This is a genomic window from Bradyrhizobium sp. UFLA05-109 (assembly GCF_054185165.1).
Genome location: NZ_JBBIAR010000005.1, coordinates 68,917 through 87,315 on the forward strand (window position 1 = coordinate 68,917; position 18,399 = coordinate 87,315).

Here is an 18,399-nt window from a genome sequence, read left to right on the forward strand (position 1 = left end):
AGAACGGCACAAGGGGAGGTTCCAGTCCGATGAGGTCAATAGCGTTTGCCGACTTCCTCATCGGCTTGGGCATCCTGTTTGTGCTGGAAGGCTTGATGTTCGCGGCGAGTCCCGCCTGGATGCGCAAGGCGATGAAAAGTGCGCTTGCAACTCCCGATCACATCCTGCGTGCCGTGGGCATCGGCTCGGCCGTGGCCGGCCTGATCCTGATCTGGTGGATCCGACACCACTGAGCCCGGCACTTCCAACGCGAACGCTAAAGTGAAGCGAAGTCGCCGGTTTTTCGCCGTATTATCCGGGTCTTGAGGCCCGTTAACCTCCGTGCTTGCGCCGCCACCCCGTTCGAGCGCAGTCTGGAGAACGAATCCTTAATTCTCTTTCGGAGATCACAATGACCGCTGCCACCATTGCCACGACCCGTTTGCGCCATTGCGTGCGAATTGGGCTGGCTGCGATCGCCATCGGCGCGTTCAGCGCATTCGGCTCGCCGGCTTATGCGCGCGGACCGGAAGGCATCGCCGACGTTGCCGAGAAGGTGATCGATGCGGTCGTCAACATCTCGACCTCGCAGACCGTCGAAGCCAAGGGCGGCGGCACCAACACCATGCCGCAACTGCCGCCCGGCTCGCCCTTCGAGGAATTCTTCGACGACTTCTTCAAGAATCGTCGCGGTCCCGGCGGCGGCAGCAAGGGGGGCGACAGAGGGGACAATGGTCCGCCGCGCAAGACCAACTCGCTCGGCTCCGGTTTCATCATCGACACGTCCGGCATCGTCGTGACCAACAATCACGTCATCGCGGATGCCGACGAGATCAACGTCATTCTCAACGACGGCACCAAGATCAAGGCCGAACTCGTCGGCGTCGACAAGAAGACCGACCTCGCTGTCTTGAAGTTCAAGCCGCCGAAGCCGTTAGTCTCGGTGAAGTTCGGCGACTCCGACAAACTGCGTCTCGGCGACTGGGTGGTCGCGATCGGCAACCCCTTCAGCCTCGGCGGCACGGTAACGGCAGGCATCGTCTCGGCCAAGAACCGTGACATCTCGTCAGGCCCATATGACAGCTACATCCAGACCGATGCCGCCATCAACCGCGGTAATTCCGGCGGTCCGCTGTTCAACCTCGAAGGCGAGGTCATCGGCGTCAATACACTGATCATCTCGCCCTCCGGCGGCTCGATCGGCATCGGCTTCGCCGTGCCGTCGAAGACGGTCGCTGGCGTCGTCGACCAGCTTCGCCAGTTCGGCGAACTGCGCCGCGGCTGGCTCGGCGTTCGCATCCAGTCGGTCACCGACGAGATCGCCGAAAGCCTCAACATCAAGCCGCCACGCGGCGCGCTGGTCGCCGGCGTCGACGAGAAGGGCCCGGCAAAGCCCGCCGGCATCGAGCCCGGCGACGTCGTCGTCAAGTTCGACGGCAAGGACGTCAAGGACCCGAAGGATCTCTCTCGCGTCGTCGCCGATACGGCGGTCGACAAGGAGGTCGACGTCGTCGTCATCCGCAAGGGCCAGGAGGAGACCAAGCGCGTCAAGCTCGGCCGCTTGCAGGATCCCGACAAGGTCCAGGCGGCAGTGAAGACCGATGAGCCGGCGCCGGAGAAGCTGGTGACGCAGAAGGCGCTTGGTCTTGATCTGGCGACACTGAACAAGGATTTGCGCGCCCGCTACAAGATCAAGGACACCGTCAAAGGCGCGGTCGTGACCAATGTTGACGCCAATTCCGACGCTGCCGAGAAGCGGCTCTCGGCCGGCGACGTCATCGTCGAGGTGGCGCAGGAGGCCGTCTCCAGTGGTGCCGACGTCCAGAAGCGCATCGACCAGCTCAAGAAGGACGGCAAGAAATCGGTGCTGCTGCTCGTCTCCAACGGCGACGGTGAGCTGCGGTTCGTGGCGCTGAGCGTGCAGTAGTCGCGGCGCAATCCCGTAGGGTGGGCAAAGCGAAGCGTGCCCACCGTCTTTCTGACATCGCGGTAAGAGTGGTGGGCACGGCGCAAGTGCGCCTTTGCCCACCCTACGGCCGCTGAGCGTGCAGCAAAAGAGGCTACGCCTCCACGAACTCCTCGCGCTTGTACCCTTGCGCATAGAGCAGCGCGGTGAGATCGCCGTGATCGATCCGCGCGGCTGCCGCAGCCGCCACGGCGGGCTTGGCGTGATAGGCGACACCTAGCCCTGCCGCCTGGATCATCGCGAGATCGTTGGCGCCGTCGCCGACGACCAGCGTATCGATGTCGTCGAGATCGAAAGACTCCATCAGGTCGACCAGCGTCGCGAGTTTCGCCGCGCGACCCAAAATTGGTTCCTTCACTTCGCCGGTGAACTTGCCGTCGCGCACGATCAGCTCGTTGGCTCGGTTCTCCTGGAAGCCGATTTTCGCGGCGACCGCATTGGTGAACAGCGTGAAGCCGCCGGACACGAGACAGGTATAGGCGCCGTGCGCGCGCATGGTCGCGACCAGCTCGCGGCCGCCCGGCGTCAGCGTGATGTGCTTGGCGAGCACATCGTCGACCACGCTAACGGGCAGGTCCTTCAACAGCGCGACGCGCTCGCGCAGGGCGGGCTCGAATTCGATCTCGCCGCGCATCGCACGCTCGGTGATCGCAGCGACATGCGCCTTGACCCCGACGACATCGGCGAGCTCGTCGATGCATTCCTGGCCGATCATGGTGGAATCCATGTCGGCGAGAAAAAGTCTCTTGCGCCGGAAGCCGGCAGGCTGCACGACGATGTCGATCGGCAGGTCGCCGCGCAGCTCGCGCAACCGATGTTCAATGGCGTGACGATCGCCTTCGAGGTTATCCTGCGCGCCGAAGGGTATGTCGACCGCGACGCCGTCGAACAGCCAATGCGCAGGCGCGGCCGAGGGCAGCACGGCACGCGCGCCGTCGACGATGGTGCTGTCGAGCGCGGGACTATTGGGGTTGCTGATCAGCGTGGCGACGAGGGACATTTGAGGTTTTCGTGAGCGAGGGGCAAGTGAGCAAGGCCGTGCTTATCGCAGGCCCGACCGCCAGCGGCAAGTCGGCGCTGGCGCTCGAGCTAGCGCTGAGCGCCGGCGGCGTCGTGATCAATGCCGATTCCATGCAGGTCTATCGCGATCTGCGTGTCATTACGGCGCGTCCCACGCGGGACGAGGAAGCGCAGGTCCCGCACCGTCTTTATGGCCATGTCGACGCGGCCCTGAATTTTTCGGCCGGCGCCTGGGTCGCGGATGCGGCGGCAGAGCTGGCCGAGGTGCGGGCGCAAGGCCGCCTGCCGATCTTCATCGGCGGCACCGGGCTCTATTTCAAGGCGCTGACGAGTGGCCTCTCGACGGTGCCGCCGATCCCCGCCGAGGTGCGGGAGGGCGTACGCGCGCGGCTCGATCAGGGCGGCGTCGAGGCGCTGCACGCGGAACTCGCTAGCCGCGATCCGGCCGCCGCCGGGCGGCTGAATGTGCGCGACCGCACACGCATCGCACGCGCGCTCGAAGTGGTCGAGGCGACCGGCCGCTCGCTGCTCGACTGGCATCGCGAGAGTCAGCCGCCCCTGTTGCCCAAAGACAGTTTCAGCGCCCTGTTCCTCGCCCCCGAACGTGATGAGCTCTATGCCCGCATCGATGCCCGCTTCGACGCCATGCTTGGCGCCGGCGCGCTCAACGAGGTCGAGCTGCTCGCCTCGCGCAAACTCGATCCGTTGTTGCCGGCGATGAAGGCCCACGGCGTGCCCACGCTGATCCGGCACCTCCGTGGCGAGATCAGCCTGGACGAGGCGGCGGCGATCGGCCGAGCCGACACCCGCCATTACGCCAAACGTCAGTTCACCTGGTTCCGGCACCAATTGCCGGAGTTCGAATGGGTGAAGCCGGAGGAGGCGAGGAGGTGGCTGACGGCTGCCGTCGGTGCGGCGCGGCAAGCGGAATGACGCGCTTTTGTGCCGGCGCAGCAAATTCTCTCTCGCCGAACCGCCGGAACGCCGCTACACTCCTCGAAATCGCGCGAAAATGGCCGCATTGCCTTGACATCCGGGCTTTGGCCGCTATGGTTTGCGCAACCTTTGGGAAGCCGAGCCGACTTCATGCGTAATATTATTACCAAGCTCCTTATCGTCGTCGTACCCAGGCGCATCGCCGGGGATGGCTAGCGGCCATCCAAAACCGAGCGGTGCGCATGGGGCCTCTTGGGGCCCTTTTTTATTTCCCGAACCAGACCTCGAAGAAGCCGCTGACAACAGCGCATCCGGAGCAAGACAATGACCGAGAACAGCCACGATCCGAACCAGATGACCGGCGCCGCGATGATCGTGCGCGCGCTCATCGATCATGGCGTGACGGATATTTTCGGCTATCCCGGCGGCGCGGTGCTTCCGATCTATGACGAGATTTTCCAGCAGAGCGAGATCCAGCACATCCTGGTCCGGCACGAGCAGGGCGCGGGCCATGCCGCGGAAGGCTATGCGCGCTCGACCGGCAAGCCGGGCGTCGTGCTGGTGACCTCCGGCCCCGGCGCCACCAACATGGTGACGCCGCTGACGGATGCGCTGATGGACTCGATCCCGCTGGTCTGCATCACCGGCCAGGTGCCGACCCACCTGATCGGCAATGACGCGTTCCAGGAATGCGACACCGTGGGCATCACGCGCCCCTGCACCAAGCACAACTGGCTGGTGCGCGACGTCAACGATCTTGCCAAGGTGCTGCACGAGGCGTTCTACGTCGCGACCTCGGGACGGCCGGGCCCGGTGCTGGTCGACGTGCCGAAGGACGTGCAGTTCGCGACCGGTACCTACCATCCGCCGCGCAAGTCCGACGTGCACGTCTCCTACGCGCCGCGCGTGAAGGGCGACGCGATGCAGATCCGCAAAGCCGTTTCACTGCTCGCCAATGCCAAGCGGCCGGTGATCTATTCCGGCGGTGGCGTGATCAATTCCGGGCCTGAGGCCTCAAAACTGTTGCGCGAACTGGTCGAAGTCACGGGCTTTCCGATCACCTCGACGCTGATGGGCCTGGGCGCTTATCCGGCGTCGGGCAAGAACTGGCTCGGCATGCTCGGCATGCACGGCACTTACGAAGCCAACATGACCATGCATGATTGCGACGTCATGCTGTGCGTCGGCGCGCGCTTCGACGACCGTATCACCGGCCGGGTCGATGCGTTCTCGCCGGATTCGAAGAAGATCCACATCGACATCGATCCGTCCTCGATCAACAAGAACATCCGCGTCGACGTGCCGATCATCGGCGATTGCGGCAACATCCTCGGCGACATCCTCCAGGTGTTCAAGGCGGAGGCGAAAAAGCCCGACATCAAGCCGTGGTGGCAGCAGATCGTGCAATGGCGTGCGCGCAATTCGCTGTACTTCAAGAAGAACAACGACGTCATTCTGCCGCAGCACGCGATCCAGCGGCTGTTCGAGCTGACGCGCGGCAAGGACGTCTACATCACCACCGAGGTCGGCCAGCACCAGATGTGGGCGGCGCAGTTCTTCGGCTTCGAGGAGCCGCATCGCTGGATGACGTCGGGTGGTCTCGGCACCATGGGTTACGGCCTGCCGGCCGCGGTCGGCGTGCAGGTGGCCCACCCGGACAGCCTCGTCATCGATATCGCGGGCGATGCTTCGGTGCAGATGACGATCCAGGAGATGTCGACGGCCGTGCAGTACGAGCTGCCGATCAAGATCTTCATCCTGAACAACCAGTACATGGGCATGGTGCGGCAGTGGCAGCAACTGCTGCACGGCAACCGACTGTCGCATTCGTACTCGGAAGCGCTGCCGGATTTCGTCAAGCTGGCGGAAGCCTATGGCGGCGTCGGCATTCAGGCGCATAAGCCCGCCGATCTCGACGGCGCGATCAAGGAGATGATCTCGGTCAAGCGCCCGGTACTGTTCGACTGCCGCGTCGCGGCTCTCGAAAATTGCTTCCCGATGATCCCCTCCGGCAAGGCGCATAACGAGATGCTGTTGCCGGAGCAGGCCAACGACGAGGCCACGGCAGTCGCGTTCGCCGGCGGCAAGGCGCTGGTGTGATGCGATGTTCGACCTGAAGGAGCTAGAGCGCGCACATGCGATCGTGGGGCAGGCGGTGCCGGCGACGCCGGCACACGCCTGGCCGCTGCTTGCTGAGCGGCTCGGTACCCGCGTCGTGGTCAAGCATGAGAACCACACGCCGATCGGCGCCTTCAAGGTGCGCGGCGGGCTCGTCTATCTCGAGCGGTTGAAGCGCGAGCGGCCAAACACGCCCGGCATCATCTCGGCAACGCGTGGCAATCACGGGCAGAGCCTGGCGTTTGCGGCAAGCCGCCACGGCGTGCCCGCGGTGATCTACGTGCCGCGCGGCAATTCGGTCGAGAAGAACCGGGCGATGAAAGCCTTTGGCGCCGAGCTCGTCGAGCACGGCGAGGACTTTCAGGCCGCCCGCGAGGAAGCCGAGCGCCATGCGCAGTTCGCCGGCCTGCACATGGTGCCGTCATTCCACCCGGACCTCGTGCTGGGCGTTGCGACCTATGCGCTGGAATTGTTCCGGACGGCACCCGACCTCGACATTCTCTATGTGCCGATCGGCCAGGGTTCCGGCATCTGCGGTTGCATCATGGCGCGCGACCTGCTCGGCCTGAAGACCGAGATCGTCGGTGTGCAGTCGACCGAGGCGCCGTCATACGCGCTGTCGTTTGCGGCGGGCACAATCGTGACGACGGAGACCAGCAACACGCTCGCCGACGGCATGGCCACGCGCATTCCCGACGCGGACGCTCTCGCACTCATCCGCAAGGGTGCCTCGCGCATCGTGCAGGTTACCGACGACGAGGTGGGCGCGGCGATCCGCGCCTATTGGACCGACACGCACAATCTCGCCGAAGGCGCCGGCGCGGCAGCACTTGCGGCAGCGCTGCAGGAGAAAACCAAGCTCGGCGGCAGACGAGTGGGTCTCGTGCTCTCGGGCGGCAATATCGATTTCGATCTGTTTCGCCGTTGGGTCGGGACGGACGCGCCGATCGCCCGGCGGGCGACGGCGTGACGAAGAGAATAGAGGGGACGACAATGAACCAGCCCGCATCCGCCTATTTCCTCGAGGATCGTCACGATCCCAACGAGACGCATACGCTTTCGGTGCTCGTGCAGAACGAGCCCGGCGTGCTCGCCCGCGTCATCGGCCTGTTCTCGGGACGCGGCTACAACATCGAGAGCCTCACGGTCTCCGAGACCGAAGCCCAAAAACATCTCTCGCGCATCACCATCGTCACCACGGGCACGCCGATGGTGATCCAGCAGATCAAGCACCAGCTCGATCGCATGATCCCGGTCTATCGCGTCGTCGACATGACGCAGACCCGGCGCTCGATCGAGCGCGAGCTGGCGATGGTGAAGGTGCGCGGGGAGGGCGAGCATCGCGTCGAGGCGTTGCGGCTGGCGGATGCCTTCCGTGCTCGCGTGATCGACGCCACCACCGAGAGCTTTGTGTTCGAGATCACCGGCAATACGGACAAGATCAACCAGTTTATCGACCTGATGCGTCCCATCGGCCTTGTCGAGGTGTCGCGCACCGGCGTTGCCGCGATCGGTCGCGGGCCTGAAGGGATGTGAACCATGCTGGCGCGCGACTGGTACTACAACGAGCGCAACCGGATGGGCATCGAGCCCGCGGTCGCCTCGATCTACGACAACTACGATGACGCCGATCTGCGCGCGCGCGCCGCGCTGAAGATGCTCGGCGTACAGCGCGGCTGGCGCATCGCCGACATCGGCTGCGGCAACGGCGTGCTCGCGACCGAAGCCGCGCTGATGGGGGCCGAGGTCGACGCCATCGATATCTCGCCGGCGATGCTGGCGCTTGCCGAGATCTATGCCCGCGATCGCAAGGCCAAGGTCGCGACGCAGTCGGCGGGCCTGCTCAGCTTTGCCTACCGGCCCGAATCCTACGACCTGATCGTCAGCGAATTCACGCTGCATCATCTGCCGGATTTCTGGAAGGCAGTGGCGCTGTCGCGCATCTATCGTGCGCTGAAGCCGGGCGCGAGCTTCTATTTGCGCGACATCGTCTTCGTTTCGATGCCGGATGCGGCCGAGCGCGACGTCGAGCAATGGGCCGACTTCCAGATCAAGAACCACGAGTTTTCGCGCGAGAGCGTCGTCACGCATATGCGCGACGAATACTCGACCTTCGGCTGGGTGATGGAGCGGATGCTGACCGACGTCGGCTTCACGCTGATCTCGGCCGATTACCACGCTCCGATGCACGGCACCTATCTGCTGCGCAAACCCAACCCCTCCACGTAAGCGCCGGCGAGCAAGGCTGAACGACAAGAACACGCAACAGAACAGAGCCCGAAGAAGAACAACAATGAAGCCGGCCGACATCCTCATCGCCGTCATGGTGGCGATCGTCTGGGGACTTGCCTTCGTGGCAAGCCGGCTGGCGCTCGACGAATTGTCGCCGGCGCTGATGACGGCGCTGCGCTTTTCGATCGCCGCCGTGCCCTGCCTGTTCATCCGGAAGCCGAAGATCGCCTGGCCGCTCTTGATCGCGATCAGCTTCACCCTGTTCCTCGGCCAGTTCCTGTCGCAGGCCTATGGCATTGCCCATGGCGTGCCGGTGGGGCTCACGAGCGTCGTCGTGCAGAGCCAGGCGCTGTTCACCATCGGCTTTGCGGTGCTTGCCTTCGGCGAACGTCCGACGCCGGTGCAGACGCTCGGCATTGCCATTGCCGCGGTCGGCCTTCTCTTGATCTGCGGCACCGTCGGCTATGAATTCAGCGTCAGTGCCTTTGCGGTGCTGATGATCTCGCCGATCTCGTTCGCAATCGGCAATCTCCTGTTGCGCGGCGCCCGCGGCATGCCGATGTTCGACCTGTTCGCCTGGCTGTGCCTGACGTCCGCGGTGCCGCTGTTCGCGCTGGCGCTGATCGCCAATGGTCCAGCGCCGACCTGGCAAGCGCTGACGCAGATGTCGCTGACCACGGCCCTCTGCATGCTGGCGCTCGGCGGCATCTCGACGAGCATCGCCTATTGGCTGTGGGGCCGGCTGCTGCGCGACCATCCGGCTGCGCAGGTCGTGCCGTTCGCGCTGCTGGTGCCCTTCGTCGGCTCGGCCGCCTCCAGCATCGTGTTCGGCGAGCGGTTCGGACCGCTGCGGCTGGCCGGCATGCTGACCGTGATCGGCGGTATCGCGGTGATGCTGTTGACCAGGCGCCAACAAGTCCTGCCGAAGACAACGTGAGGTAAGGATGTCGCAGTCGCTTCTCTATGCCTTCATCGTCTTCGCGGTCGTGATGTACTTTACGCCCGGACCGAACAACATCATGCTGTTGTCGTCGGGCCTGACCTACGGCTTCCGCCGCACCATTCCGCACATCGCCGGGATCACCATCGGCTTTGCTTTCATGGTCGCGACGGTCGGTCTGGGGCTAGGGACGGTCTTCCTGGCCTATCCAATCCTCCAGACTCTGCTGAAATATGCCGGCGCCGCCTACCTGATCTATCTGGCGGCCGTGATCGCCTTCTCCGGCCCGGTAAAGTCGGGCGACGACAACGGGCGCGGCCCGATGACCTTCTTGGGCGCGGCCATGTTCCAGTGGATCAACGCCAAGGGCTGGGTGATCGTGATCGGCACCATCACCGCCTATGCGGCGATTGCCCAATTCCCCATCAATATCGCGATTCAGACCGTGATCAGCCTGATCGTCGGCACGGTCTCGACCGTGGTCTGGGCCCTGTTCGGGAGCGCGCTCCGGCCTGTCCTGACCTCCGAGCGGCTGGTCCGCGCCTTCAATATCCTGATGGCGGTCCTGCTGCTTGCCTCTCTCTACCCCGTTTTCATGGATGCATGATGTCGCGGATTTCCATGCAGAAACGGGTTTCCTTCGGGGCGGAAAATGCTCTAGACAGCCCCCGAAATCCGCAAATTTCACCTTCGGACCCTGACCATTGGCCGATTTTCGGCCCTCAATGAGGAAACGACTATGCGTGTTTATTACGATCGCGACGCCGACCTGAACCTGATCAAGGGCAAGAAGGTCGCCATCGTCGGCTATGGCAGCCAGGGCCACGCCCATGCGCTCAACCTGAAGGACTCCGGCGTCAAGGAGGTGGCGATTGCGCTGCGCAAGGACTCGGGCTCGGTCAAGAAGGCGGAAGCCGCCGGCTTCAAGGTGATGGAAGTCGCCGAGGCCGCCAAATGGGCCGACCTCGTCATGATGCTGACGCCGGACGAGCTGCAGGGCGACATCTACCGCGAACACCTGCACGACAACATGAAGAAGGGCGCAGCGCTCGTGTTCGCGCACGGCCTCAACGTCCACTTCAACCTGCTCGACCCGCGCGCCGACCTCGACGTGCTGATGATCGCCCCGAAGGGACCCGGCCACACCGTGCGCTCGGAGTATCAGCGCGGCGGCGGCGTCCCCTGCCTGATCGCGATCGCCAAGGACGTCTCGGGCAACGCCCATGACCTCGGCCTCTCCTACGCTTCGGCAGTCGGCGGCGGCCGCGCCGGCATCATCGAGACCACCTTCAAGGAAGAATGCGAAACCGACCTGTTCGGCGAGCAGGTTGTGCTCTGCGGCGGCTTGGTCGAACTGATCAAGGGCGGCTACGAGACCCTGGTCGAGGCCGGCTACGCCCCCGAGATGGCCTATTTCGAGTGTCTCCACGAGGTGAAGCTGATCGTCGACCTGATCTATGAAGGCGGCATCGCCAACATGAACTACTCGATCTCCAACACCGCGGAGTATGGCGAGTACGTCACCGGCCCGCGCATCATCACCGACGAGACCAAGAAGGAGATGAAGCGGGTTCTCAACGACATCCAGTCAGGCAAGTTCTCGCGCGACTGGATGCTCGAGAACAAGGTCAACCAGACCTCGTTCAAGGCGACCCGTGCCAAGCTTGCCGCACACCCGATCGAGGAAGTCGGCGCGAAGCTCCGCGACATGATGCCCTGGATCAAGAAGGGCGCGCTGGTCGACAAGTCGAAGAACTAACCACTGTCATTCCGGGGGCGCGAAGCGCAACCCGGAATCTACCTCTGGATTCCGGGTTCGCGACTGCGTCGCGCCCCGGAATGACGGGTGAAACGAAGGCTTCACTCGCCAAACCAAATCTTAAACCTTCGCTCTTACAACCGGCGCGAAATCGCGCGCCGCGGTCTCGCTCTTTCCGACTCAGCGCAAGCGCTGGTGCTTCATTCAAATTCTTCGAGGTTGAAGCGCAGCCTGAAGGCCAAGAACTGACGCTTAAAGCACATTCTTGACCTCGCGCAATTTCTGAGGCTTTCGCCTCGCCCTCTAATCCCCAAAAGCCAAACCACTTCAGAGTCTAAGATTCGGCTCTTCATCCGGACTGTGATCATTCGCGCGAATGCACGAGGACGGCTTCGTGTGGCACATCATCTTAAGAGCTGACGTCTGATCGATATTCTTGCCGGCCATCGCAGATGCGAACGACAGACGCCTAAACCGGCGCGATCGGCCTCGGGCGTGAGATCGCGGCCATCGCGATCAGCCGCAGCGCGATCACGGCGAGAAGAGGGACGAGGAAGGCCGCATAGAGCGGCATTGCCGGCACCCGCTTGCCGAACGAGACCATGAACTGGAAGCAGAGATAGTAGCCGCCGACGAGGTGCAGGGCGCGCCAGGCACGGGCGCCGAGCAACTCGGCCGTGCGGTCGAAGGAGGTCGCCGCCATCGCGATGATGACGGCGTAGCCGATCCCGCCGAAGAGGTAGGACGCGGCCGAGGTCGCTACGGCAAAACCGGCCGGATCCATCTTGGCGAAGGCGATGATCGCAACCGCATGGAGGCCATGGGAGACGGCAAAGCCGAGGCCGAGATAGCGCCGATTGCGGCGCTGCCATCGCGTCCACGCGTTGGGCCAGAGCCGCGCCAGGGCGGCGGCGCCGAAGGCGAGGCAGAACAGGAGGAGCGAACTGCGTGCGGTGAAGCGGATTGCCATCCGCACGCCCTCGACCTCGAACTGCCGCATCGTGGCGATCCAGAGGCTGAGCGCGAGCAGGCTCAGGCTGAGCAGCGAGAGCAGGCGCCAGCCCTCGAACCAGCTTTGACGTTGCGACATGACGACGGCCTCCTTCATTGTGTAATCACTGATTACATTTGGGGAGTCTGTTTTGGTCAATAGTGTAATCGCCGCTTACATTCACGTTCGGGTGATGCTAGGAGTATCCGATGCCCGCCCGCGAAACTCCGAAGCGCCGCTCTCGCAATGCCGAAGCCCGGCCCTACCATCACGGCGATCTCCGCCGCGTGCTGATCGACGCTGCGCTGCAATTGGCGGCTGAGGGCGGCGACGTCTCCGTCCGCGAGGCGGCGCGGCGCGCGGCGGTGTCACCGGGGGCGCCGTTCCGGCATTTTCCCAACCGCGACGCACTGATGGCGGCGGTGGCAGAGGAGGCGCAGCGCCGGTTTCGTGCAGAGATCGATACGGCGCTGGCGCATGCGCCGCCGGCCGATCCGCTCGCTCGCTTGCGTGCCTTCGGCCTTGCCTATTTGCGCTGGGCGATGCGCAACCCCGCCCATTTCGAGATCATCTCGACAGGGCGCTACTTCGCCCATGGCAGCTCGCCCGAGCTCACCCGCGATAATGCCGAGCTGATCGCGCTGAGCGAGCGCATGCTGGGTGAGGCGGCCGAGCACGGCCTGTTGCGACAGGGCGAGCTGAAGCCGATCCAAATCGCCGCCCGCGCCCTGGTCTACGGTTTCGCCCGGATGAATCTCGACGGTCATTTCCCGCGCTGGGGCGTGGAGGACGGCGACATCGAGAAGATGGCCGAAGCGGTGATCGATGTCTTCATCGCTGGGATCGCCAGGCCCAAACGCGGCAGCTGACGCTGTCTAACCCTCATGGTGAGGAGGCGCGTAAACGCCGTCTAGCGGACGATGCTTCGCATCGCCGCGAGAACCATAGAGGCCCGGCAGCCGGCCTCCCCTTCGAGACGCCTGCTTCGCAGGCTCCTCGGGGTGAGGGGATCGAGTAGGGCGCGCGCTTTGTTCGCCGCCCGCTAACATTAAGCGAAGGTCGGATGGCGCGTCGCGTTGCTTGCTCGTGACTGTTACGTTACAATTTTATGACACGGCGCTCTCCGGCGGCGCCGGACGCCTGGTCGCCAGCAGGCCGGCCAGATGGCTTGGCATCACCGCGCCGGAGCGTGTTCAGCGTGTCGTCGATGGCGTCCGCGCCCAACCCAGGTCCTTCCGCCGCCACCGCCGTGCTGGCGAGCGTTGCCGCGATCGGCATCTGGCGCCTGCTCGCCGTCGCCGCGCCGCACCTGGCCGCACTCGCGCTGATGTACGAGACCGAGACCGATTTCAGCTCGCGCCTCGGCTTCGTGCTCAGCTGGGGCATCCTCAATTTCTTCTGGATCACGCTGCTCCGCCGCCCGGCGCTGTCGGGCGCGCTGTCGCTGACCATGGTCGTGGTGCTGGTGTTGCTGTCGCGGCTCAAGCACGACGTCGTGCAGATGACGGTCAACTTCATCGACCTGATGATGATCGACCGCGACACCGTCGCCTTCCTGTTCACGATCTTCCCGAACCTGCGCTGGTCGGTGATCGGCGCCTGCCTCGTCATCCTGCCGCTGATGTATGCGCTGTGGTGGCTCGATCCGTTCCGCATCCGCCGCCTGCCGGCGTTTGCCTGCAAGCTCGCCTGCCTCGCCGCGCTGGTCGGCTATTCGCTGTACCATCCGGACGAAGCCTGGCGCGGCTATTACGACGACGGCTATCTCTCGAAGTTCTTCCGCTCCGGTGTCACCGCGGTCTCCGACTTCGTGCAATACGGCTTCATGGAGTCGGCCGCGTCCACCGGCGAGCATCTCAACGTGCCGCTGGTCGATGCCTGCCACCCGGCGGGGCGGCGGCCGAACATCATCATGATCCATGATGAATCCAGCTTCGACATCCGCGCCGCGCAAGGCATCAAGGTGCCGCCTGGCTATGGCAGCCATTTCAAATCCTGGGACGGCAAGCAGCGCATCTTCCTCGCCGAGAGCAATGGCGGGCCGAGCTGGTTCACCGAATACAACGTGCTTGCCGGCCTGTCGTCGCGCTCCTTCGGCCGTTTCGCCTATTTCGTGACGCGCATCGCCTCGGGCCGTGTCGAGCGCGGCCTGCCGCTCAGCTTGCGCCGCTGCGGCTACGACACGATGTCGCTCTATCCGGCCTACGGCGCCTTCATGAGCGCGCGCAGCTTCCAGATAACGACCGGCATCGAGCGCTTCTATGATGCGAAGGACCTCGGGGCGAAGGACGTCGAGCCTGATTCCTTCTTCTACGACAAGGCGCTGGAGTTGATGGGCCAGCAGCCTCCCAACAAGCCGCTGTTCAGCTTCATCTATCTCGGCGCCAATCATTTCCCTTGGGAGACGCGTTTCCGTCCCGACCTGATGCCGGGCTGGCGCGCGCCGGGGAATGCGCCCTCGATCGACGAATATCTGCGCCGGCAGGCGATGAGCGCCGAGCAGTACCAGGCCTTCCTGGCCGGCCTGAAGAAGAAGTTTCCGAATGAGCCGTTCCTGATCGTGCGCTATGGCGATCATCAGCCGGAATTCGCGCCGCAGATCCTCGAGCCGGGTCTCGACGAAGGCAGCCTCGGCAAGAAGCTCGACGACTATGATCCGCGTCTCTACGCCACCTACTATGCGATCGACGCCATCAATTTCGAGCCGGTGAGAAGCGACGCCGTCATGGACACGATTGACGGTGCCTATTTGCCGCTGGTGATTCAGGAAGCCGCCGGCATTCCGCTCGATCCCTCCTTCGTCGCGCAGAAGGATGTCATGCTAAGCTGCAGGGGCATCTTCTATGGCTGCAAGGACGGCGCGGAGGCACGCCGCCTCAACCGCCTGCTGATCAACGCCGGCATGATCCACGGGCTGTAGCGCGCGTATTCGACGTGTGGCGCTTCAACACGGTCATTGCGAGGAGCGAAGCGACGAAGCAATCCAGAGTCTCTCTGCGGAAAGATACTGGATTGCTTCGCTTCGCTCGCAATGACGATGCGGATGCAGGTGTGCAATTTCGCTCGCAAATCCACGTTGCCAACCTTGCCCGCTCACGTCGGTTTGAAGTCTCGCGCATTTTTCAAACTAAAGTCTGAGCCGAAAACGCCTGCAATCACCGACTTGTAACTGGCGCGGCGCTGGGCTTCCAAAACATCGTCACGATTGCTTCGATGATGCGACGCGCTGCCGCCAATGTCTTTTCGGCGGCACGATGCCCATCCGTGATCCAACTTTCCTTGCAAGGAGTATCGTCCATGCGAGCGCTTGATGCTGCGCGTCTTGCATTTATCCTCATCCTCATCAGTCCCGCCGTTCATGCCGCCGAGCCCGCGCATGACCACGACATCAAGGGCCTCTATCTCATGACCGACTATCCGTCGGTCACGGTGCGGCCGGGGACCACCACCAACATTTCGTTGCGCTTGCAGGACTACGGCCTGTCGCCTGAGCGCTATCAGCTTTCGGTCGCGGGCGTGCCTGCGGGGTGGACCGCAACGCTGCTTGGTGGCGGGCAGCCGGTCGGCGCGGCGATGCCTGCGCCCGACTCCAGTGTCGCGTTGCAGCTCAGGCTCGACGTCCCCGCAAACAGCGATCTCAGTCCGCAGACGCTCACGGTGAAGGCGCAAGGGCAGGGGACGAACGCGGAGCTGCCGATCGCGGTGTCGCTCGCCAAGGAACTGCCGGCCAAGCTCAGCGTGAAATCGAGCCTGCCATCGCTGCGCGGAAGTCCGAAATCCAATTTCGACTACACGCTCTCGATCAAGAACGACTCGGGCCGCAATCTCGTCGCAAGTTTTGCCGCGGAAGCGCCGGCCAATTTCGAGACCTCATTCATAGAGGCCTATGGCACGCAGGAGCTGTCTTCGATCCCCATCGACGCCGGCCAGTCCAAGGACATCAAGCTGAAAGTGCGGCCGCCCAGCACGATCGACGCCGGGCATTTCCCTGTGAAGGTGACGGTGAAGGCCGAGGACGTCTCTGCGTCCACCGAACTCGCGCTCGACGTGGTCGGCCAGCCGCAACTTCAGGTCTCCGGCCGCGACGGCCTGTTGAGCGCCCGCGCCGTCGCAGGCCAGCAAAGCTCGATCCCGATCGTCGTGACCAACACCGGCACGGCGCCCGCCGAGAACATCGCGCTTGTGGGCACTGCGCCGAGCGGCTGGAAGGTGACGTTCGAGCCGAAGGCCATCGAGCGCCTCGTCCCCGGCAAGGACGCCGAGGTGCAGGCGCTGGTGACGCCGAGCGACAAGTCGCTCGCCGGCGACTATCAGGCCACGATCCGTGCCACCTCGCGCGGCGAAAACGCCTCGAGCCAGTTCCGCGTCACCGTCGGCACCTCGACGGTATGGGGCATGGCGGGCGCCGGTGTGATCGGCGTCGCGCTGTTGTTGATGCTGGGTGCGGTTGCGAGGTTCGGACGGCGATGAACAGCAATTCGCAGAACCAGACAGTGACTCCCGACGCTGTGATCAGCGCGCGCGGCCTGACGCGGCGCTACGACAAGACGGCGGTCGTGGACGCCATCGATTTCGATATCGCAAAGGGCGAAGTGTTCGGCCTGCTTGGCCCGAACGGTGCCGGCAAGACCACGACCATCCTGATGATGCTCGGCCTGACCGAGATTTCCTCGGGCTCGGTCAGCGTGCTCGGTTTCGATCCGGCGCGCCAGCCGCTACAAGTCAAGCGACGTGTCGGCTATCTGCCGGATGCGGTCGGCTTCTACGACCAGCTCACGGCCGCCGAAAACCTCGCTTACACTGCGAAGCTGATGGGCCTGTCGCGGGCTGAGCGGGCGCGGCGGATCGCGGCGGCACTTGCGCGCGTCGGGCTTGCCGAGGTCGCGGAGCGGCGGGTCGCCACCTTCTCGCGTGGCATGCGCCAGCGGCTCGGGCTTGCGGAGATCATCGTCAAGCGCGCCGAGATCGCGATCCTCGACGAGCCGACTAGCGGGCTCGACCCGCAGGCCACGCTGGAATTCCTCGCGCTGATCGGCGAGCTCAAGGCCGAAGGCATCACGGTGCTGCTCTCGTCCCACATGCTCGATCAGGTGCAGCGCATCTGCGACCGCGTCGCGCTGTTCCAGGCTGGACGCATCGTGCTGATGGGCTCGGTGCCGGAGCTGTCGGTCAAGGTGCTCGGCGCGGGGTTTGTGGTCGAGGTGGAGGCCGAAGGCGCGGGAATCGCGCGAAGGCTCGCGATGATTCCGGGCGTGACTCAGGTCGAGACGCTTGCCGCCGATCGCTTCCGCATGACCGCCGAGCGCGACGTGCGGCCGGACGCGGCGCGCGCGGTGGTCGCAGTCGACGGCGCGCTCAGGCGGCTGTCGGTCGACGAGCCGAGCCTGGAGGCAATCTATGCGCGCTATTTCCAGGCCCAGCCCACGGGAGACGTTCGTCATGCGGCGTGAGGGATCACCGTTCCAGGGCTTGTCCACGGTCTTCGTCAAGGAGCTGGCGGACCACATCTCCAGCGTTCGCATGCTGATGCTGCAATTGCTCATCGTCTTCACGGCGCTCGCTGCTCTCTACGAGGCGATCAACAGTCTCAGGCAGAACACGGCGGAAGATCCCTTCCTGCTGCTGCGCCTCTTCACCACCGACCAGGCGCCGCTGCCGTCCTTCGTCGCGATCCTCGGTTTCCTTATTCCGCTGATGGCGATCGGGCTTGGCTTCGACGCGGTCAACAGCGAGCACAACCGGCGGACCTTGTCGCGCATCCTGGCGCAGCCGATCTATCGCGATGCGCTGCTGATGGGCAAATATCTCGCAGCCCTCGCCACCATCGGCATCAGCCTTGCGGCGCTGTGGCTGCTGGTGATCGGTCTCGGCCTGATCTTCCTCGGCGTGCCGCCCGGCGGCGAGGAGATCGCGCGGTCGCTGGTGTTTCTGGTCGTGGCGATCTTCTATGCCGGCGTCTGGCTCTCGCTCGCCATGCTGCTTTCGATCGTGTTCCGCTCGCCCGCGACCGCCGCGCTGGTTGCCCTCGGCCTCTGGCTGTTCCTGACCGTGCTGTGGCCGATGCTGGCGCCGGCGCTGGCCCAGGCCATCGCGCCGCCGGATCCGCGCTATGCGATGCTCGGCCTCAACGATCCGGTGACCGCAGTGTGGACGCAGGAGCTGTTGCGGCTGTCGCCGAACGATCTGTTCGGGGAAGCAATGCTGGCGGTGCTCTCGCCGACCACGCGTGCGTTGGGGCCGGTCTTCATCGACCAGCTCCGCGGCGCAGTGATGGGCGCACCATTGCCGTTCGGCGAAAGCGTCATGATTGCCTGGCCGCAGACCGTGGGCCTCGTCGCCGGCACCATCGTTCTGTTTGTCTTCGGCTACGTCCTGTTCCAGCGGCAGGAAGTGAGGGCGTGAGATAGCCGCGAGCAAGGTGAGAGGGGAGGGAACGGAGAGAGCCTGCGTTGGGCTTA

The 18,399-nt window shown here is 64.3% G+C and carries 17 protein-coding genes; 15 read left to right on the top strand and 2 right to left on the bottom strand.

What is annotated here, in order from left to right; all coding sequences use genetic code 11:
• Positions 1–29: 29 nt before the first annotated feature.
• Together Q3C01_RS04745 and Q3C01_RS04750 are read left to right on the top strand one after the other, a co-directional pair.
• Complete coding sequence (locus tag Q3C01_RS04745) at positions 30–233, top strand: DUF2065 domain-containing protein (RefSeq protein ID WP_449379225.1); 204 nt, start codon at positions 30–32, stop codon at positions 231–233.
• Between the two features lie 158 nt (positions 234–391).
• Positions 392–1,906, top strand: coding sequence for a Do family serine endopeptidase (locus Q3C01_RS04750; RefSeq protein WP_458144172.1), 1,515 nt, complete (start codon positions 392–394; stop codon positions 1,904–1,906).
• Positions 1,907–2,039: 133 nt separating this feature from the next.
• On the opposite strand, the gene serB is transcribed toward Q3C01_RS04750, so the two are convergent.
• Entirely contained in the window at positions 2,040–2,945 is a 906-nt protein-coding gene (serB, locus tag Q3C01_RS04755) for a phosphoserine phosphatase SerB (RefSeq protein WP_458144173.1), read from the bottom strand.
• A gap of 11 nt (positions 2,946–2,956) precedes the next feature.
• Here serB and miaA point away from each other — a divergent pair, with 11 nt between their 5' ends.
• From miaA to ilvC, 8 genes are all read left to right on the top strand, one after another.
• Positions 2,957–3,898, top strand: coding sequence for a tRNA (adenosine(37)-N6)-dimethylallyltransferase MiaA (gene miaA / locus Q3C01_RS04760; protein WP_458144174.1), 942 nt, complete (start codon positions 2,957–2,959; stop codon positions 3,896–3,898).
• Positions 3,899–4,225: 327 nt separating this feature from the next.
• Positions 4,226–6,001, top strand: coding sequence for an acetolactate synthase 3 large subunit (locus Q3C01_RS04765; protein ID WP_458144175.1), 1,776 nt, complete (start codon positions 4,226–4,228; stop codon positions 5,999–6,001).
• 4 nt (positions 6,002–6,005) lie between these two features.
• Positions 6,006–6,989 carry a threonine dehydratase gene (locus Q3C01_RS04770; protein ID WP_458144176.1) on the top strand — a complete coding sequence of 328 codons (984 nt, stop codon included), beginning with the start codon at positions 6,006–6,008 and terminating at the stop codon, positions 6,987–6,989.
• A gap of 23 nt (positions 6,990–7,012) precedes the next feature.
• Positions 7,013–7,555 carry an acetolactate synthase small subunit gene (ilvN, locus tag Q3C01_RS04775; protein WP_458144177.1) on the top strand — a complete coding sequence of 181 codons (543 nt, stop codon included), beginning with the start codon at positions 7,013–7,015 and terminating at the stop codon, positions 7,553–7,555.
• A 3-nt stretch (positions 7,556–7,558) separates the two neighbouring features.
• Positions 7,559–8,248, top strand: coding sequence for a class I SAM-dependent methyltransferase (locus Q3C01_RS04780; RefSeq protein ID WP_458144178.1), 690 nt, complete (start codon positions 7,559–7,561; stop codon positions 8,246–8,248).
• A 64-nt stretch (positions 8,249–8,312) separates the two neighbouring features.
• Positions 8,313–9,188, top strand: a complete 876-nt coding sequence (locus tag Q3C01_RS04785; protein WP_458144179.1) for an EamA family transporter — start codon at positions 8,313–8,315, stop codon at positions 9,186–9,188.
• 7 nt (positions 9,189–9,195) lie between these two features.
• Positions 9,196–9,798, top strand: coding sequence for a LysE family translocator (locus tag Q3C01_RS04790; RefSeq protein WP_458144180.1), 603 nt, complete (start codon positions 9,196–9,198; stop codon positions 9,796–9,798).
• 132 nt (positions 9,799–9,930) lie between these two features.
• Positions 9,931–10,950, top strand: a complete 1,020-nt coding sequence (ilvC, locus tag Q3C01_RS04795; protein WP_458144181.1) for a ketol-acid reductoisomerase — start codon at positions 9,931–9,933, stop codon at positions 10,948–10,950.
• A gap of 469 nt (positions 10,951–11,419) precedes the next feature.
• Here ilvC and Q3C01_RS04800 read toward each other — a convergent pair whose 3' ends face one another.
• Entirely contained in the window at positions 11,420–12,040 is a 621-nt protein-coding gene (locus Q3C01_RS04800) for a hypothetical protein (protein ID WP_458144182.1), read from the bottom strand.
• Between the two features lie 110 nt (positions 12,041–12,150).
• Between Q3C01_RS04800 and Q3C01_RS04805 the strand changes: the two genes are divergently transcribed.
• The 5 genes from Q3C01_RS04805 to Q3C01_RS04825 all read left to right on the top strand — a co-directional run bounded on the left by Q3C01_RS04805 (position 12,151) and on the right by Q3C01_RS04825 (position 18,343).
• Complete coding sequence (locus Q3C01_RS04805; protein WP_458144183.1) at positions 12,151–12,810, top strand: TetR/AcrR family transcriptional regulator; 660 nt, start codon at positions 12,151–12,153, stop codon at positions 12,808–12,810.
• Between the two features lie 338 nt (positions 12,811–13,148).
• On the top strand, positions 13,149–14,861 hold the full coding sequence (locus tag Q3C01_RS04810; RefSeq protein WP_458144303.1) for a sulfatase-like hydrolase/transferase: 1,713 nt from the start codon (positions 13,149–13,151) through the stop codon (positions 14,859–14,861).
• A 377-nt stretch (positions 14,862–15,238) separates the two neighbouring features.
• Positions 15,239–16,411: a COG1470 family protein gene (locus tag Q3C01_RS04815; protein WP_458144184.1), complete on the top strand. Its 1,173-nt coding sequence runs from the start codon at positions 15,239–15,241 to the stop codon at positions 16,409–16,411.
• The gene (locus tag Q3C01_RS04820) at positions 16,408–17,391 is read left to right on the top strand and encodes an ABC transporter ATP-binding protein (protein ID WP_458144185.1); all 984 of its coding nucleotides are present in this window, start codon (positions 16,408–16,410) and stop codon (positions 17,389–17,391) included. The genes Q3C01_RS04815 and Q3C01_RS04820 overlap by 4 nt, the downstream gene beginning before the upstream one ends.
• Positions 17,381–18,343, top strand: a complete 963-nt coding sequence (locus Q3C01_RS04825; protein WP_458144186.1) for an ABC transporter permease — start codon at positions 17,381–17,383, stop codon at positions 18,341–18,343. The genes Q3C01_RS04820 and Q3C01_RS04825 overlap by 11 nt, the downstream gene beginning before the upstream one ends.
• The last annotated feature ends 56 nt before the right edge of the window (positions 18,344–18,399 follow it).

Coding starts and splice junctions, on each gene's coding strand:
- Q3C01_RS04745 (WP_449379225.1), top strand. CDS start 30: ATGAGGTCAATAGCGTTTGCCGACTTCCTCATCGGCTTGGGCATCCTG.
- Q3C01_RS04750 (WP_458144172.1), top strand. CDS start 392: ATGACCGCTGCCACCATTGCCACGACCCGTTTGCGCCATTGCGTGCGA.
- serB (WP_458144173.1), bottom strand. CDS start 2,945: ATGTCCCTCGTCGCCACGCTGATCAGCAACCCCAATAGTCCCGCGCTC.
- Q3C01_RS04765 (WP_458144175.1), top strand. CDS start 4,226: ATGACCGAGAACAGCCACGATCCGAACCAGATGACCGGCGCCGCGATG.
- Q3C01_RS04770 (WP_458144176.1), top strand. CDS start 6,006: ATGTTCGACCTGAAGGAGCTAGAGCGCGCACATGCGATCGTGGGGCAG.
- ilvN (WP_458144177.1), top strand. CDS start 7,013: ATGAACCAGCCCGCATCCGCCTATTTCCTCGAGGATCGTCACGATCCC.
- Q3C01_RS04780 (WP_458144178.1), top strand. CDS start 7,559: ATGCTGGCGCGCGACTGGTACTACAACGAGCGCAACCGGATGGGCATC.
- Q3C01_RS04785 (WP_458144179.1), top strand. CDS start 8,313: ATGAAGCCGGCCGACATCCTCATCGCCGTCATGGTGGCGATCGTCTGG.
- Q3C01_RS04790 (WP_458144180.1), top strand. CDS start 9,196: ATGTCGCAGTCGCTTCTCTATGCCTTCATCGTCTTCGCGGTCGTGATG.
- ilvC (WP_458144181.1), top strand. CDS start 9,931: ATGCGTGTTTATTACGATCGCGACGCCGACCTGAACCTGATCAAGGGC.
- Q3C01_RS04800 (WP_458144182.1), bottom strand. CDS start 12,040: ATGTCGCAACGTCAAAGCTGGTTCGAGGGCTGGCGCCTGCTCTCGCTG.
- Q3C01_RS04805 (WP_458144183.1), top strand. CDS start 12,151: ATGCCCGCCCGCGAAACTCCGAAGCGCCGCTCTCGCAATGCCGAAGCC.
- Q3C01_RS04810 (WP_458144303.1), top strand. CDS start 13,149: ATGGCGTCCGCGCCCAACCCAGGTCCTTCCGCCGCCACCGCCGTGCTG.
- Q3C01_RS04815 (WP_458144184.1), top strand. CDS start 15,239: ATGCGAGCGCTTGATGCTGCGCGTCTTGCATTTATCCTCATCCTCATC.
- Q3C01_RS04820 (WP_458144185.1), top strand. CDS start 16,408: ATGAACAGCAATTCGCAGAACCAGACAGTGACTCCCGACGCTGTGATC.
- Q3C01_RS04825 (WP_458144186.1), top strand. CDS start 17,381: ATGCGGCGTGAGGGATCACCGTTCCAGGGCTTGTCCACGGTCTTCGTC.